Consider the following 14,628-nt stretch of genomic DNA (forward strand, 5'->3'; position numbering starts at 1 on the left):
GACCTCTGGCTCGCCGGCGGCGGCACGACCTCGACGCCCTGGCGCGGGATGCTGGCCGACCACCTCGGCCACGGGCTGGCCGCCCTTGAGGTGCCCGGGGCATCCGCCCGCGGCGCGGCGATCGTCGCCGGGCTGGCCGTCGGGCAGGTCGAGAGGGCCGGGATATCCGGGGCGCTGGCCCCCGCGCGGCGGCACGTGGCCGACCCGCGGCCGGGCTCCTTCACCCAGGTCGAGGAGCGGGCCGCGCTCTGGGCGGACGCCGTGCGGCGAAGCCTGTAGGGATCCTTACGCCGAGATCGACCTTTCCGGCCCAGACCGACCGGTGTGCCGGTTAACCTCGACCGGAAAGGTAGATCTCGGCGGGAGTCGGGAGGCGGGAGGCGGGAGTCGGGAGGCGGGCGGCGGGAGGCGGGAGGAAGGTGCCCGCGGGGGGAGGTGGGGGCCGCGCGCGGAAAGTCTTGGGATGATGGAGCAATGACTCGAACCGTATCCGGAGCCCGCGTGCTGATCACCGGCGCAGCGATGGGCATGGGCCGCCTCTACGCCGAGCGGGCAGTCGCGGAGGGAGCGAAGGCCGTGATCCTCTGGGACCGCGACCCCGCGGCGCTGGCCGTCACCACCGCCATCCTGAACGAACGCGCGGATGGTCGCAGCCAGGTTGCGCCGTACGTCGTCGACATCGCCGACCTGGGAGCGATCGCCCAGACGGCCCAGCGGGTGCGCACCGAGGTTGGAAATCCCGACATCGTGATCAACAACGCCGGCATCGTGCGCGGCTCCTACTTCTGGGAACACGACAACGGCGACGACACCCGCCCGACCATGCAGATCAACGCCCTCGCCCCCATGTACATCACGCGTGAGTTCCTGCCCGCGATGATCTCGGGGGCCGGCCGCGAATCGCGCATCGTCAACATCGCCTCGGCGGCCGGGATGCTGTCCAACCCCCGGATGAGCGTCTACGCCGCCTCGAAGGCCGCGCTGATCGGCTGGAGCGATTCCCTCCGCCTCGAACTCACCCAGCAGGGCCACGGCCACGTCAAGGTCACCACTGTCTGCCCGAGCTACATCACGACCGGCATGTTCGAGGGCGCTCGCGGCCCCCTGCTCACCCCGCTGCTGACCCCGGAGCACGTCGTCGACCGGGTGTGGCGCGCCATGCTCGCGGGCCGTCCGATGCTCCTGATGCCGTGGACGGTCGGCCTGTCCAGCGCCTTGCGGGGCCTGCTCCCTCTCCCCGTCTGGGACTTCGTCGCCGGCCGGGTCTTCGGCGTCTACCGGTCGATGGACTCCTTCGTCGGCCGCCGCTGACCTGCCCGCCCCGCCGCATCCGCAGCCCCGCCGGGCTCACACGTGCCCCGAACTGGGGTCCTCATTTATGAGGACAAGACGGTGGTTCTCGCCTACGTTGAAGGTGCACCCCCGGGCGAGCCGACAACCGTCGTCCGGAGGACAGGCACACGCGTCGCAAGGCGGGGTCGCAAAGGCACGGGGCCTCAAGGTCAGCCGGCCCACCGGGAATAGGAACCAGTTCGATGAACACAGTGACCGACGGCCCCGCCGTCCGCACGGGTGGGTCGGAAATCTTCACGCGTCCGACGGGCATTTCGGATGGCGCCCGCTGGCTCTTCCTCTGGCTCGCCGTCGTATCCGTGCTCCTGGCCCTTCCCGGAGTGCTGTTCACGGCGCGGGGCGGACTGCTGGCCCTGGGGCTCGCGGGTGCTGCTACGCTCGTGTTCTCGCTCGCCACCGGTTTCGTGCGCCGACGCATCCCCCTGGGCGTCGACCTGATCGACGCCCTGGCGATGATGGCCTTCGCGCTGGCGTCGCCGAAGGCCTTCTCCGTGGTCATGATCATGTTCGGCGCCCTCTGGTTCCGTTCGCTGTACGGCTCGGGCGGGCAGGCCCTGCTGCGGGTCAGCGTGTATGCCGCGGCCCTCGGCTCGCTGTTCGTGGCGTGGCCTCTGCTGCGCGAAGACTGGATAGGAACCGATTTCGGTGCCTTCCTCGGCGTTCTCCCCACGATGTTCTTCACCGTGTTCATCGCCCGTCAGTTGGGCAAGTCGCTCGCCGCCCGGGAGCAGAGCATGGGGCGCGACCGGGTGCTCGCCGCCACCGGGTCCCAGCTGCTCGGCGCCACAGGCACGGCCGCCATCCTGGCCCTGGCCTGGACGGCGTCGAAGGAGTTCTGCGCGGCGACGCCGGGGCTCCGGCTGGTCCTGCTCGCGCCGGACGGCCGCACCCTTCGGATCGAGGGGACCGCAGGCCACTTCCGGAACGTCCCGGGCCGGCTGCCCGGCGAGGTCCTGTTCACCCGGCCGGGGGCATCCCTCGCACGCATCCTCGACCCGGCGCCGTTGAACGCGGTGGTCGGCGAACCGCTGATGTGGGAATGCCTCGAATTCGAGGGGCGGGACGAGCGAAGCTGGCTGCTGGTCGGCGCGCCGGGCCGGATCCCCACCGAGGCGATCCTCTCCGTGCGTGGCCTGGTCGGCCAGGTCGCGCTCGCCATCCGCAACAGCCACGCGCACGAGGAACTCTCGACCCAGGCGCGCACCGACTCGCTGACCGGGTTGCACAACCGCGCCTCGCTGCTCGCCGGGTTGTCCGCCAGCCTCGCCATTGCGGAGGGAGGCGAGGGGCTCCAGGTGCTCTTCCTCGACCTCGACGACTTCAAAGACGTCAACGACGAGCGGGGACACCGGGCCGGCGACGCCGTGCTGATCGAGGTTGCCGCCAGGCTGCGCGCCTCGGTGCGCCCGACCGACATCTGCGCGCGCCTCGGCGGCGACGAATTCGCGGTGCTCCTGCACGGCACCGGTCTGGTTGAGGCCACCGAAATCGCCCAGCGCATCGTCGACTCCGTGGCAGAGCCCTTCCTGGTCGGCGCGGACTCGATGAAGGTCGGCGCCAGCATCGGCATCGCAACGCCCGCCGCCGGAGTCGACATCGAAGAGCTCGTGCACCAGGCCGACGTGGCGATGTACGCCGCCAAGGCGAAGGGCAAGGGCCGGGTCGAGGCGTTCACCCCCGACCTCCTGACCGTGGATCGGTCCCAGGCCGTCCACGCCTGACCTGGCACCGCGGACCCGAACGCGGCGCCAGGCACGGGACACAGCGCACCGCGCGCCAGCGCCATCGCGCAACCGCGGCGGCGGCCCGGTTGACGGATGCTCACCCAGGGACGTAGTATGGAATCGTTTCCATGGAAACGATTCCATACCTACACGATGAGGTGACACCCGATGGTTGCGATCACGATCAAGGACGTGGCGGCGCTCGCCGGCGTCTCGGCGGCCACGGCCTCGCGGGTGCTCTCCGGCAACCCCGCCACTTCGCCGGACTCCCGGGCCAGGGTCGCCGCGGCCGTCACCGAACTCGACTACCGGCCCAACGCCCAGGCCCGCGCACTGCGCTCCACCAGGTCCGACTCGATCGGCCTCCTCGTCTCCGACGTGCGCAACCCGTTCTTCGCCGACCTGGCCCACACCGTGGAGCAGGCCGCGCTGGCCGCCGGCTACGTCACCCTGCTCGGCAACGCCAATGAGCGCAAGGAGCAGCAGGACCGCTACCTCGACACCCTGATCTCCCGCCGGGTGGACGGCATCATCGTGGCCCCGCTCGGCGACGGCAGCGGCAGCATCCGTTCGCTCATCACCCGGGAGATCCCCACCGTCTTCGTCGACCGCACCGTGGACGGCCTCGACATCCCGAGCGTGACCACCGACAGTGAGGCCGGCATCCGGCAGGCCGTCGAACATCTCGCGGCTGCCGGGCACACCCGCATCGGCTACATCTCCGGGCCGCAGGCCACCTCGACCGGCCGGGACCGGTTCGCCGCGTTCACCCGGGCGATCGCCGACAAGGGCCTCAGCCAGGATCACGAACTGGTCTACTTCGGCGACTACCAGGCGGCCAGCGGTTCGGCCGGGGTGCACGCCCTCCTGCAACTGCGCCGCCCGCCCACCGCGCTGCTCGCCGCCGACAGCCTGATGGCCGTCGGCGCGATCGCCATCCTGCACAAGCTCGGCCGCCGGATCGGCGTCGACATCGCGCTGATCGCCTTCGACGACATCGAGTGGTTCGCCCTGCTCAACCCCGCGCTGAGCGTCATCTCGCACAGCGTCGAGGAGATGGGCCGGATCGCCGTGGACATGCTGCTCCAGGTCATCGACGGCGGCCAGCCGGAATCGGTGGTGCTGCCCAGCGAACTGATCGTGCGCGCCTCGTCGTCGACCCCCACCTCACCCGTATCCGGGCCCAGCCTAAGGACGAACTGAAATGAGCCAACAACCACTCGTCACCCTGCAGAACGTGGGCAAGACGTTCGGCCCGGTCACGGTCATCAAGGACGTCACCGTGAGCGTCTACGCCGGCAAGGTGCAGGTGCTGCTCGGCGAGAACGGCGCAGGCAAGTCCACGCTGATCAAGATGATGGCCGGCGTGTACCAGCCCGACGCGGGCCGGATCGTCGTCGACGGCAAGACCGTCACGCTGCCGACCACCCGCGCCGCCGAGGAGCTCGGCATCGCCACCATCCATCAGGAGCTCAACCTGGTGCCCACCCTGAGCATCGCCGAGAACGTCATGCTGGGGCGGATGCCGACCAGGCACGGCATGGTCGACCGCAGCGCCCTCCGCAACCGGGCGCGCGCCGCCCTCTCCCTGATCGGCCTCGACATCGACGTCGACACCCTGGTCGGGGAGCTCGGAATCGCCCGCCAGCAGCTCGTGGAGATCGCCAAGGCGCTCAGTATCAACGCCCGCATCCTCATCCTGGACGAACCGACGGCGGCCCTGACCCGGCACGAGACCGAGAGCCTGTTCGCGGTGATGGCCGACCTGCGCAGCCGCGGCGTCGGGATGCTCTTCATCAGCCACCACCTCGACGAGATCGCCGAGGTCGGCGACACCGTGACCGTGCTCCGCGACGGCGAGTTCATCGCCGAGGTGCCGGCCTCCACCCCGGAGGACGAACTCGTCAAGCTGATGGTCGGCCGGAGCATCGAGGACCAGTACCCCCGCAACACCGGCGGCGCCCCGCAGCCGGCCGCCCCGCAGCCGGCCGAGACACAGTCGGCCGAGATCCTGTCGGTCGAGCACCTCAGCTCGAGCGGGCGGTTCACCGACATCAGCTTCACCGTGCGCGCCGGAGAGGTGCTCGGCATCGCCGGTCTGGTCGGAGCCGGCCGCACCGAACTGATCCGTGCCATCGCCGGCGCCGACCACTACGACTCCGGGACCGTCACGGTGCGCGGCCGGGCACTGCCCAGGGGCAACATTCAGGCGGCGATCAAGGCCGGCATCGGTCATGTGCCCGAGGACCGCAAGGGCCAGGGTCTCGTGACGAGTGCCTCCGTCAACGACAACCTCGGCTACGCCACCCTCGCCTCCACCGCGCGGCTCGGCCTGGTTGACTTCGCCGGCCAGCGCAGCCGGGCGCAGGCGGTCGCGACCAAGCTGCGCATCCGGATGCACACCATCGACCAGCCGGTCGGCGCCCTCTCCGGCGGCAACCAGCAGAAGGCCGTGTTCGGCCGGTGGATCATCGCCGCCTCCACCGTGCTCCTGCTCGACGAACCCACCCGGGGCGTCGACGTCGGCGCGAAGGTCGAGATCTACGAGCTGATGAACGCGATCACCGCGGCCGGCGGCGCGATCGTCATGGTCTCCAGCGAACTGCCCGAGATCCTCGGGATGAGCGATCGCATCCTCGTGATGCGCGACGGCAGGCTGGCCGGCGAACTCACCGCGGCAGAGGCCACCCAGGACGCAGTAATGACACTCGCCGCCCGCGATGTCGACGAGAAGAACTGAAAGAAAAGGGATCCACGCATGTCAACGACAACCCAGCCCGCAACGCGGCGCGGCTTCGACTACAAGAAGTTCCTCGCCAACAACGGCGCCCTGGTCGGCCTCGTGGTGCTCTGCATCGCACTGTTCATCGCGACCCCCGACTTCCTGACCGGGCAGAACCTGCTCAACATCGGCATCCAGGTCTCCACCGTGGCCGTGCTGGCCTTCGGCATGACGTTCGTCATCGTCGCCGGCGGGATCGACCTGTCGGTCGGCGCCGTGGCGGCCCTGTCGGCGATGGTGTCGAGCTGGCTGTTCGTCGGCGCCGGGCTGCCCGGCTGGCTCGCCCTCGCCGGCGGGCTCGTCGCCGGCCTGCTCGCCGGCGTGGTCAACGGCCTCGCCAACGCCTATGGCAAGCTGCCCAGCTTCATCGCAACCCTCGCCATGCTCAGCGTCGCCCGCGGCCTGACCCTGGTCATCTCCGACGGCCGGCCGATCAAGACTCCCGCCGAGGTCTCCTTCCTCGGCGGAAACCTGGGCCCCGTGCCGATGCCCATCGTGGTGCTCCTCGTTGCCGCCCTGGTCGCGTCCTTTCTGCTCAACCGCACCGTCATCGGCCGCTCGATGTATGCCGTCGGCGGCAATGCCGAGGCCGCCCGGCTGTCCGGGCTGCCGGTCAAGCGCATCCTCGTCACCGTGTTCGCGCTCGCCGGGCTCTTCGCGGCGCTCGCCGGGCTGCTGCTGGCCGGCCGCCTCGACTCCGCCCAGCCCCAGGCCGCGGCCGGCTACGAACTCGACGCGATCGCCGCGGTCGTCATCGGCGGTGCCTCGCTCTCCGGCGGTCTCGGCAAGATCTCGGGCACCTTCGTGGGCGCCCTGGTGCTCGTGGTCATCCGCAACGGCCTCAACCTGCTCAACGTCACATCGTTCTGGCAGCAGGTCGTGATCGGCCTCGTGATCGCCCTCGCCGTCGGCGTCGACGTGCTGCGCCGCAAGACCCGCAGCAGCTGAGCCCTCCCGCTCGCACCCCGCGCCTTCCCTCACCCCGATCCACCAACAAAGGAAAAACAATGAAGTCCTCCTCATTCCGCAAGATCGCCGCACTGACCGCCACCGCGGCCCTGATCCTCGCCGGCACGACCGCCTGCGGCCGGGGCGGCGGCGACGCCGGCGGCAGCACCAAGATCGTGATGGCCATCTCCACCCTGAACAACCCGTTCTTCGTCGAACTGCGCGACGGAGCCCAGGCGGCGGCGAAGAAGGCCGGCGTTCAGCTGAACATCGTCGACGCCCAGAACGACTCCGCCACCCAGGCCAACCAGCTGGCCACCGCGGCCGCCGGCGCCACCAAGGCCGTCATCGTCAACCCGGTCGACTCGGATGCCGCGGCCTCGGCCGTCAAGGCCCTGACCAAGGCTGACATTCCGGTCGTCGCCGTCGACCGCACCGTCAACGGCGCCGCCCTCACCTCCCTCGTCGCGAGCGACAACGTCGCCGGCGGACGCCAGGCCGCCGACGAGCTGGCCAGGTCGATGGGCGAGAAGGGCAGCGTCATCGCCCTGCAGGGCGTGTCGGGCACCTCCGCCAGCCGCGACCGCGGCGCCGGCTTCGCGGAGGGCATGAAGGCCTACCCGAACATCACGGTCGTCGCCAAGCAGACCGCGAACTTCGACCGCGCGGCCGCGCTCGACGTGACCACGAACCTGATGCAGGCGCACCCCGAGGTGACCGGCCTGTTCGCGGAGAACGATGAGATGGCCCTCGGCGCAGTGCAGGCCCTCGGCGCCCGCGCCGGCACGGTTGTCATGGTCGTCGGCTTCGACGGCACCGCCGACGGCCTCGCCGCCATCAAGAAGGGCACCCTCGTCGCGACCATCGCTCAGCAGCCGGCCGAGCTGGGCAAGCTTGCCGTCGAACTCGCCGTCAAGGCCATCAAGGGCACCAAGGTCGACAAGACCGTCCCCGTCGAGGTCGTCTCGGTCACGAAGACGAACGTGGGCGACTTCGCCAAGTGAGTCCCTCCACAGCGTCGGTGGTCGTCGTCGGATCGATCAACGTCGACCAGCTGATCACCATCGAACGCCACCCCCTGCCCGGTGAGACCCTGATCGGGAAGTCGATGGAGTTCCTCCCGGGCGGCAAGGGCGCCAACCAGGCCGTCGCCGCAGCCCAACTGGGTGCCGCCGTAAGCCTGGTCGGCGCCGTCGGCCGGGACGCGCAGGCCCCGATTGCCACCGCGATCCTCACCCGTTCGGGTGTCGGCCAGTCGGCCGTGCGGGCCGTCGACGGCCCGACCGGCCTCGCGCTGGTGACCGTGGCCGACGACGGCGAGAACACCATCGTCGTCATCCCCGGCGCCAACGCGCTGATGGGCGCGGATGCCGTCACGGCCAGCGCGGGCGAGATCGCCGCGGCCGCGGTGGTCGTGCTTCAGGGCGAGATCCCGGCGGCCGGCATCGACACCGCTGCCCGCCTCGCCACGGGAAGGGTGGTGCTGAACCTGGCGCCGGTCATCCCCGTCGCCGCCGAGACGATCCGGCGTGCCGATCCCCTCGTCGTGAACGAGCACGAGGCTGCCCTCGTGCTCGCCCAGATCGACCCCGGTGCGGCCATCCCCACGGCGGACGAGGATCTGGTGGCCCGCCTGCGCGAGTGGGGCGTGGCATCCGTCGTGCTCACCCGCGGCGCGAAAGGGGCGATCTGCGCCGACTCAGGCGGCACGACCAACCTGCCGTCACCGGTGGTGTCCGCGGTGGACTCCTCGGGGGCAGGCGACGCGTTCGTCGGGGCGTTGAGCGCGAGGCTGGCGACCGGCGCGTCGCTGCTGGACTCGGCGCGCTTCGCCGTGCGGGTCGGCGCCTTCGCGGTGCAGGGCCGCGGCACCCAGACGTCGTACCCGACCCTGGCCGATACCCTGCCGGAGGTGCTCGCATGAAGCGCCGCGGCATCCTGAACGCCGAGCTGTCGGGGGCCATCGCCCGGCTCGGGCACACCGATCTGGTGCTGCTCGCGGACTGCGGGATGCCCATCCCGCGCGGCGTGCCGGTGGTCGACCTGGCGCTCGTGCACGGCGTGCCGCGGTTCGAGCAGGTGCTCGACGCGCTGCTCGGCGAGCTGGTCGTGCAGCAGTGCATCGCGGCCGATGAGGCGCACACTGCGCCGGCCGGGGCCTGGCTGGCCGACCGGTTCGACGAGATCGAGTACATCAGCCACGAGGAGTTGAAGGACCTCTCCGCTTCGGCGAAGCTGTTCATCCGCACGGGCGAGGCCACCCCGTTCGCCAACGCGGCGCTGGTCTGCGGCGTCTCGTTCTGACACCCGTCCTGACACTCGCCCCGGGCCCGTTCCGCCACGTGCCCGTTCCGCCTCGCGGCGCAGGTTGGGGAAGCCGGCTCAGGTTAGACCCTGCGCCCGCTTCCCTAACCTGCGCCGGGACGGCGAGGCGGTCCGGAGGGATGAGCGGGATGGCGGAGTAGGCTCACCGGATGACTGAAGCCTTCCGCCGCCGGCTGCGCGCCCTCCCGGATTTTCCCGACGATCTGCCGGTGTTCGACCCGGCCACCGCGCCGGACGACCCGATGGTGCTGTTCAAGGAGTGGTTCGAGGATGCCCTCGCCGCGGGGGTCCCCCAGCCGCACGCCTTCAGCCTCGCCACGGTCGGCCCGAAGGGAATGCCGTCCTCCCGGATGCTGATCCTCAAGAACCTCGACGCCCGGGGCTGGCAGTTCGCGTCGGCGCGTACCTCCCGCAAGGGGCGGGAACTGGGAGAGAACCCGCGGGCCGCGATGAACTTCTACTGGTCGCGCCTCGGTCGGCAGGTGCGCGTGCTCGGGCCGGTCTCCGAACTGTCGGCGGAGGCATCCGCCCTCGACTGGGCCGAGCGACCGGCGGCGGACGGCGAGGCCAACCCGGCCTGGCAGCTCTACACACTGCTCCCGGTCGAAATCGAGTTCTGGCAGGCCAGCCCCGATCGCAATCACGTGCGGCACCGCTACGCCCTTCCCGCCGACTGAGCGGCGCAGACCCGCAGACCCGCCGATCCGCTGACCTGCCTGCACCGTCGTATCCCGAAGAGCACCTGCCGCTCGCGGCTGGGCGCTGCAGCGGACGGCCCAATCGACGACGGATGCGCGAGGCGCGAGTCCTATAGGTAGCTGCAGATCTCGTCGGGTTCGCATCTGGTGGGGTCTGCCGCGGCGACGTCCCGATAGAAGCCGGCGACTGTCGTGCGCAGTGCGGTCAGTTCCGTGATCCGCGCGTCCAGTTCGGACAGCCGCCTGGCGAGCAGGTCGCGCACGTGGGTGCAGGGGGAATCGCCGGAGTCGCGCAGGTGAAGGATGTCCTGGATGTGGGCCAGTGTCAGTCCGGTGGCGCGGGCGCGGCGAATGAAGTCCAGCCGGCTGAGGGCGTCCTGCCCGTACTCTCGGTACCCGTTGGCGGCGCGCTCTGCCGTCGGCAGCAGGCCGCGGTCCTCGTAGAACCGCAGTGTTTTCGTCGTCATCCCGGCCGCGTCGGCCGTTTCTCCTATGCGCATGCCGTGCTCCTGCCGTGACCGGATTTGCAGTCCGTCTTGACCTTCCAGCATAGGGGAAGGTGCATGCTTGGCTCAGCGCACACCGGCTCTGTCCAGCGGCGACGCGATGACCATTGGCGCCACCTGGAGGATTCATGTCTGACGTAACACCGGCCCACTATGACCTGGCGATCATCGGTTCCGGTGGCGGTGCGTTCGCCGCTGCAATCCGGGCGACCAAGCTCGGTAGGCGGGTGCTGATGGTCGAGCGTGGCACCATCGGCGGCACCTGCGTCAATACCGGGTGTATTCCCTCCAAGGCCTTGCTGGCGGCCGCCGAGTCCCGCCACGTTGCCCTGGATTCGAGCCGGTTCCCGGGCATCGTCGCTTCGGCCCAGCCGGTGGATATGGGAAAGCTCATCGGCGGGAAGCGTGACCTGGTCGACACGATGCGCGCGGGCAAGTATGTGGATTTGATCGCCGACTACGACTGGGATCTGCGCCACGGCGACGGTACGTTCACCGGGACGGCGGAGGAGCCTCTGCTGAACATCACCGCGACCGACGGCTCGGTCGAAACAATGCGCGCCGACCACTACCTCGTGGCCACCGGCTCCGCACCGTGGGCACCTCCGATCGAGGGGCTGTCGGAGGTGGGCTACCTCACCTCCACGACCGCAATGGAATTGGAGGAGGTTCCCAAGTCGCTTCTGGTCCTGGGCGGCGGCTACGTAGCCCTGGAACAGGCACAACTCTTCGCCCGGCTCGGCTCCCAGGTGACCGTGCTGGTGCGTTCCCGGCTGGCATCGCAGGAAGAACCCGAGGCCGCTCGGGCCCTGATGGGGGTCTTCGCTGACGAAGGCATCCGGGTCATCCGCCGGGCCACCGTGTCTGCGGTGCACCGCGACGAGAGAACCGGCGACGTGATCGCCGAGGTGACCAGCGCCGGCGGGAAGGAAAACGTCCGGGCCGGAAAACTGCTCGTGGCCACCGGGCGCCGCCCGGTCACCGCGGGCCTGAATCTCGGCGCGGTCGGCGTGACGGTCGGTGACCTGGGCCAGATCGAGGTCTCCGACATGCTGACCAGCACCAACCCGCGGATCTGGGCCGCCGGGGACGTGACCGGACACCGCGAGTTCGTGTACGTGGCAGCTTCCCATGGCGCCCTGGTCGTGCAGAACGCGTTCACCAATGCCGGGCGCACTGTGGGCTACCGCCACCTTCCCCGCGTCACCTTCACCAGCCCGGCCCTAGCCGCGGTGGGCATGACGGACAAGGAAGCAAACGCCGCCGGAATCTCCTGTGAATGCCGGGTGCTGCCCCTGGAATACGTGCCCCGGGCACTGGTCAACCGGGACACCCGCGGCTTCATCAAGATCGTCGCGGACTCCCAAACCGGACTGATAGTCGGCATCACCGCCGTCGCGAAAGACGCCGGCGAGATCGCCGCGGCCGGCGTATACATCCTGGAGGCCGGGATGACCGTCGACCAAGTCGCCACAATGTGGAGCCCCTACCTGACCATGGCCGAAGGCATCAAAATCGCCTGCCAGTCCTACGGCACTGACGTCTCCAAACTCTCCTGCTGCGCGATCTGACGCTCCGGCCCGGACGCGGTCAACGCCAACCGTGCCGTTGCGCGGCAGAAAACCCGGCTGCAGGACCGCTGGGAATCATGCAGGAGGTCCGGCCGACCTCGGTCAGGCGGCCACCGATTCGGACCGGCCGCCGGCGAAGGCAGGCTCGTGCGCGACCGGAGCCGCGGATCGTGCCGGCGTGAGGGCGAGGATGCGCTCGAGCAGGCGCGGCGCGGCATCCCGGCGCAGGGACAGCAGCACGCGCGCCTCGTGCGGGTTCTGCCCGTTGCGCACGTCGGCGCTGACCGCGCCCTCCACCTTGGCGAAGTAGGTCTGGCCCCGGCGCGGGCCGGTGCTCACGTCCACGCCGATGCGGAGGGTGGGCATCCGCTCCGGCTCGAGGTCGCCGGTGGCGAACGCCGCGGCCAGGCAGTCCTGCGGGGTCATCCGCCGGGTGCTGAAATGCTTCTCGTAGTAGGTGAAGCAGGTGCCGAGCATGTGGGCCAGCGCCTGTTGGGTCAGCCCGTCGGCGGCGGCCAGGGCGCGCCGGTGGGTCTCGTCGAACGAGTGCGCCATGGTCACGTCGAGCGGAACCAGGGTCACCGGCCAGCTGGCCGCGAACACGTCCGCGGCCGCCTCGGGGTTGGTGGCGATGTTGGTCTCGGCGAACTTGCCGGCGTTGCCCGGCACGAAGACGGCGCCGCCCATGACCGTCACGCGGCGCACCAGCCGCGGCAGCTCGGGGTCGAGGTAGAGCGCCTCCGCGAGGTTCGTCAGCGGGCCGGTGGCGATGATCTCGAGCTCGCCCGGGTGCTCGTGCGCGAGCCGGATCAGGAGCTCCGTGGCGCTCTCGTCCACGGGGTGCCGCCGCGAGCGGGGGAGCAGCACGTCGCCGATGCCGTTCTTACCGTGCCCGTTCCGGCCGTGCTCGATCTTGTTGTGCCCTGGGGTCCCCGGCCGCGTCGCATCGACGGGGTCGTAGCCGCCGACGGCGACGGGGATGTCGTCGCGGTCGGCCGTGGCCAGCAGGTTCAGGGTGTTGGCGGCGGCGACGGCCGCAGTGACGGACCCGGCCACGGTGCCGATACCGGCCAGGCGGATGCCGGGCGTCGCGAGCAGAAAGGCGAGCGCCAGCGCGTCGCCGACTCCCGTGTCGCAATCGAGGTAGATCGGGGTGATCGGCGTCTTCGGGGTGAGGTGGGAGTTCATCGGTGAACCATCCAGTTCTGGGGTCGGGTCTGGGGTCGAGGGGGTCATGCGCCGGTCTTTACGGCGGCGCGCAGGATCAGGGAGGCGAGGAAGGACCCCGCGGTCAGCAGCACGGAGATCCAGAGCGCGCTCTGGTAGCCGGCGGCGGATGCCGTCGCCACAAGTGGTGCCACGAGGGCGATGCCGGTGCCGATCCCGATCCCGAAGCAGGCGCCGTTGAGACCGGGCAGGGCGCCGCGGGCATCCGCCGGTGAATTGACGACGGACACGCCGTTGACCGCACTCTGGAACAGGCCGAGGTAGCAGATCCCCATCACGATGAGCAGGCCGAAGACGGCCCAGCGGTCGAGGGCGAACACGGCGAGGGCGAGGGCGACCAGCGCGATCAGGCCGCTGCTCAGCCGGAGAGAGGTGATCCAGCCGATCCGCACGGCCACCCAGCCGGAGAAGATCGCCGCGGTGACACCGAACAGCGCCGTGGGGGAGAGGTAGAGCAGCGCGGACATCGACGCGTTCAGGCCGTAGCCGACCTGCTGGTCCTGGCTGAGCATGATGACCGTGAAGTTGAGCGCCGAGTATGCTCCCGCCATGGTCAGGACGGTGCTGACCAGGAGCGGCCACACCTGCCGGGAACGCAGGGCGCGGATCGGGATCAACGGGCGGGCGATGCGGTTCTCGACCATGACGAAGGCGACGGCGGTGACGAGGGTTCCGACGAGGTACGCGATCGTCAGCGGGTCGGACCAGCCGGCGGAGGAGGCCTGCGAGATCAGGCTGGTGACCGAGACCAGGAACAGGGAGAGGATGCCGGCGCCCCACCAGTCCATCGACCCGGCCTGGTTCCCCGGCTCGTCCTGCGGCACGAACAGTGCGACGCAGATGATCGCGATCAGCCCGAGGGCGAGGGTGATCACGAACAGGAACCGCCAGCCGATGGTGTCGGTCACCAGGCCGCCGAGGAGTCCGTCGACCCCGAACAGGCCGCCGTTGACCGAGGTGATGATGCCGACCGCGATCCCGAACAGGCGGGAGTTCAGGCGCTCGGAGAGCAGGAGGAAGGAGATCGTGAAGGTGGCGCTGGCCGCACCCTGCAGCACCCGGCCGACGAGCAGCATCGGGAGGCTGGGGGCGAGCACGCAGACGACGGTGCCGACGAGGAGCATCGTGAGCACGATGACGAGGCTCCGCTTGCGGCCGATGAAGTCACTCCAGCGGGAGAACACCATGCCGAACACGGCACCGGCGAGGAAGAAGGTCGACTGCACCCGGGCGACGTCCCGCATGCTCTCGCCCAGCTGCACGCCGATCGCCGGAAGCGCCGCGGAGAGGAGGGTGGCGTTCAGCTGGAAGGTGAGGATGGCCAGCACCAGCGTGCCGATCAGCACCGCGGCGGAACGGGGAGCCCGGTCCCGGACGGGTGCCGGGATCGCTTCGGGGGAAAGCACGAGCATGAACGAACTCCTTCGTTGGAGCAAAGGTCGATACGCTCAGTGTACATGCATGTTATACATGTGCGATAGATCTGCACGGTAT

The 14,628-nt window shown here is 70.0% G+C and carries 14 protein-coding genes and 1 riboswitch; of the genes, 11 read left to right on the forward strand and 3 right to left on the reverse strand.

Features of this window, described 5'->3' with window-relative positions; all coding sequences use genetic code 11:
* From E3T48_RS14185 to E3T48_RS14230, 10 genes are all read left to right on the forward strand, one after another.
* A partial coding sequence (locus E3T48_RS14185; protein WP_198417680.1) for an FGGY-family carbohydrate kinase occupies positions 1 to 279 on the forward strand: 279 nt, incomplete at its 5' end.
* 195 nt (positions 280 to 474) lie between these two features.
* Complete coding sequence (locus E3T48_RS14190; protein ID WP_134524691.1) at positions 475 to 1,311, forward strand: SDR family oxidoreductase; 837 nt, start codon at positions 475 to 477, stop codon at positions 1,309 to 1,311.
* A gap of 134 nt (positions 1,312 to 1,445) precedes the next feature.
* Positions 1,446 to 1,519: riboswitch (cyclic di-GMP riboswitch) on the forward strand.
* Positions 1,520 to 1,535: 16 nt separating this feature from the next.
* On the forward strand, positions 1,536 to 3,074 hold the full coding sequence (locus E3T48_RS14195; protein WP_134524692.1) for a GGDEF domain-containing protein: 1,539 nt from the start codon (positions 1,536 to 1,538) through the stop codon (positions 3,072 to 3,074).
* 171 nt (positions 3,075 to 3,245) lie between these two features.
* Positions 3,246 to 4,280, forward strand: a complete 1,035-nt coding sequence (locus E3T48_RS14200; protein ID WP_134524693.1) for a LacI family DNA-binding transcriptional regulator — start codon at positions 3,246 to 3,248, stop codon at positions 4,278 to 4,280.
* Position 4,281: 1 nt separating this feature from the next.
* Positions 4,282 to 5,817: a sugar ABC transporter ATP-binding protein gene (locus E3T48_RS14205; RefSeq protein WP_134524694.1), complete on the forward strand. Its 1,536-nt coding sequence runs from the start codon at positions 4,282 to 4,284 to the stop codon at positions 5,815 to 5,817.
* An 18-nt stretch (positions 5,818 to 5,835) separates the two neighbouring features.
* Entirely contained in the window at positions 5,836 to 6,807 is a 972-nt protein-coding gene (locus E3T48_RS14210; protein ID WP_134524695.1) for an ABC transporter permease, read from the forward strand.
* 59 nt (positions 6,808 to 6,866) lie between these two features.
* A complete protein-coding gene (locus tag E3T48_RS14215; protein ID WP_134524696.1) occupies positions 6,867 to 7,811 on the forward strand; it encodes a substrate-binding domain-containing protein in 945 nt (314 codons plus the stop codon).
* Positions 7,808 to 8,731 carry a ribokinase gene (locus E3T48_RS14220; RefSeq protein WP_134524697.1) on the forward strand — a complete coding sequence of 308 codons (924 nt, stop codon included), beginning with the start codon at positions 7,808 to 7,810 and terminating at the stop codon, positions 8,729 to 8,731. Before E3T48_RS14215 ends, E3T48_RS14220 begins: the two co-directional genes overlap by 4 nt.
* Entirely contained in the window at positions 8,728 to 9,111 is a 384-nt protein-coding gene (gene rbsD / locus E3T48_RS14225; protein ID WP_134524698.1) for a D-ribose pyranase, read from the forward strand. Before E3T48_RS14220 ends, rbsD begins: the two co-directional genes overlap by 4 nt.
* A gap of 170 nt (positions 9,112 to 9,281) precedes the next feature.
* Positions 9,282 to 9,809: a pyridoxine/pyridoxamine 5'-phosphate oxidase gene (locus E3T48_RS14230; RefSeq protein ID WP_134524699.1), complete on the forward strand. Its 528-nt coding sequence runs from the start codon at positions 9,282 to 9,284 to the stop codon at positions 9,807 to 9,809.
* A gap of 131 nt (positions 9,810 to 9,940) precedes the next feature.
* On the opposite strand, the gene E3T48_RS14235 is transcribed toward E3T48_RS14230, so the two are convergent.
* Positions 9,941 to 10,330: a heavy metal-responsive transcriptional regulator gene (locus E3T48_RS14235; RefSeq protein WP_134524700.1), complete on the reverse strand. Its 390-nt coding sequence runs from the start codon at positions 10,328 to 10,330 to the stop codon at positions 9,941 to 9,943.
* 134 nt (positions 10,331 to 10,464) lie between these two features.
* Between E3T48_RS14235 and merA the strand changes: the two genes are divergently transcribed.
* Entirely contained in the window at positions 10,465 to 11,907 is a 1,443-nt protein-coding gene (gene merA / locus E3T48_RS14240; protein ID WP_134524701.1) for a mercury(II) reductase, read from the forward strand.
* A 102-nt stretch (positions 11,908 to 12,009) separates the two neighbouring features.
* Here the strand turns inward: merA and E3T48_RS14245 are convergent, their stop codons facing one another.
* Positions 12,010 to 13,095, reverse strand: coding sequence for a nucleoside hydrolase (locus E3T48_RS14245; protein ID WP_134524702.1), 1,086 nt, complete (start codon positions 13,093 to 13,095; stop codon positions 12,010 to 12,012).
* A gap of 44 nt (positions 13,096 to 13,139) precedes the next feature.
* A complete protein-coding gene (locus E3T48_RS14250) occupies positions 13,140 to 14,546 on the reverse strand; it encodes an MFS transporter (RefSeq protein ID WP_134524703.1) in 1,407 nt (468 codons plus the stop codon).
* Between the last annotated feature and the right edge of the window lie 82 nt (positions 14,547 to 14,628).

The sequence above is a fragment of the Cryobacterium fucosi genome, assembly GCF_004403515.1.
Classification (GTDB): Bacteria; Actinomycetota; Actinomycetes; order Actinomycetales; family Microbacteriaceae; genus Cryobacterium; species Cryobacterium fucosi.